Origin of the sequence: Dyella tabacisoli (genome assembly GCF_003350925.1) — a bacterium.
GTDB classification, from domain to species: Bacteria; Pseudomonadota; Gammaproteobacteria; order Xanthomonadales; family Rhodanobacteraceae; genus Dyella_C; species Dyella_C tabacisoli.
In genome coordinates this window covers 1-1,579 of the sequence record NZ_KZ857203.1, presented here as the reverse complement: position 1 = coordinate 1,579, position 1,579 = coordinate 1, and the positions used below count along the sequence as shown (strand labels likewise).

The 1,579-nt window shown below is 66.2% G+C and carries 1 protein-coding gene; it reads right to left on the bottom strand.

Annotated features, from left to right (window positions below):
- Positions 1-1,579 (bottom strand): condensation domain-containing protein (locus tag DVJ77_RS20950; RefSeq protein ID WP_225428134.1); only part of this gene is annotated, 1,579 nt, incomplete at both ends.

The following is a 1,579-nucleotide window of genomic DNA, read 5'->3' as shown; positions in this document are numbered from 1 at the left end:
ATGGCGCACGCTGTCCTCTACGCCGGTGGCGTCCAGGTCCAGGCGCAGCGGCAAGGTGTTGATGAACAGACCCATGGTGCGATCGGCATCGTTGCCGGCCTGCATGCGGCCGAACAGCACGGTGCCGAACACCACGTGTTCGCGGCCGCTGGTACGTGCGACCACCTGGCCCCAGGCGAGATGGCACAGGCTGGCGAGGCTGACGCCCAAGTTGCGCGCTTGCGTGCGCAGGCGGTCGTTGATGGTTGGCGGCAGTACCCGATGCGCGTCGTGCATGCGGCTGCCGTCGCGATGCACATCGCCGAGGCCGAACGGGATGGTCGGCTCGTTGATATCGGCGAGCATGCCGCGGAAGAAGCGCTCGTGCTCCTGCGCGCTGATGCCCAGGCGCGACTGCGCCACTACGTTGCGGAACGACTGTGGCGGGGGCAGTTGCTGGCCGCGTCCCTGCACGATGGCCTGGATTTCGCTGAGCATGATGCTTAGCGAGGAGATGTCGTCGATCAGATGGTGTTGCAGTTGCAGCAGCAGCCAGCGTTCGCTGTCCGGTTCGCGGGCGATGACCAGGCGCAGCAGCGGCGCATGGGTCAGGTCGATGCGGTAGTGGCGTGGGTCGAAGCGGCGCGTCAGTTGCTCGCTGGGCGGGGTGCCGTCCGCATCGAGCGTCACTTCGAGTACGTCCAGCCGGGCGTGGCGCCACACCACCTGGGCCGGTGTGCTTAGCTGTTCCCAGGCGAACGAGGTGCGCAGGATGTCGTGGCGATCGACCACCTGTTGCAGGGCGGCCAGGTAGCTATCCAGCACGCCGCGGTGAGCGAAGGCGAGCTGGTTGACATGCAGGTAGGGGTCGCCTTTGCTCGCCAGCAGGTGGTGAAACAGAATGCCGTCCTGCAAGGGCGACAAGGCGTAAATGTCCTGCACGTTGGCGATGCCGCCGGGTACCTGGGCCACGATGTGATCGATATCGACCTGCAGCAGTTCGATCAGCGGCAGCATCTTCGGCGTGATCGCCTTGCTGTCCGCGGTGATGAGGTTGGCCGGCACGATCAGTTCGCGATGGCCGCTCTCGCCGGCGGTCAGTGCGGCGAGTTCGGCCAGGATCGGTGTGGCGAACAGCGTGTGTACTTCGATGCCCAGGCCCAGCCGGTGCAGACGTCCGATCAGTCGTATGGCGAGCAACGAATGGCCGCCTAGCTCGAAGAAGTTATCGTGGCGGCTGATGCGTTCGATGCCGAGCAGCTCGGACCACACCTGGGCTAGCAGCACCTCCACCTCACCCTGTGGTGGCTCGTAGCTGCGTCGCGCATAGGCGTCGCCCTCGGGCGCGGGCAGGGCCTTGCGATCGACCTTGCCGTTGGGAGTCAACGGCAGCGCGTCGAGCACTACGATGGCGGCGGGCACCATATAGTCGGGCAGTGGTTCGGCCAGCGCCTGGCGCAAGGCCATTGGATCGAGTGCGCTGTCTTCGGCAGCCACCACATAGCCGACCAGTTGCTTGTGGCCGGGTTGGTCTTCGCGCGCGATCACCACGCTTTGCGCGACACCGGGCAGGCGCGCCAGCGCCGCCTCGATCTCGCCC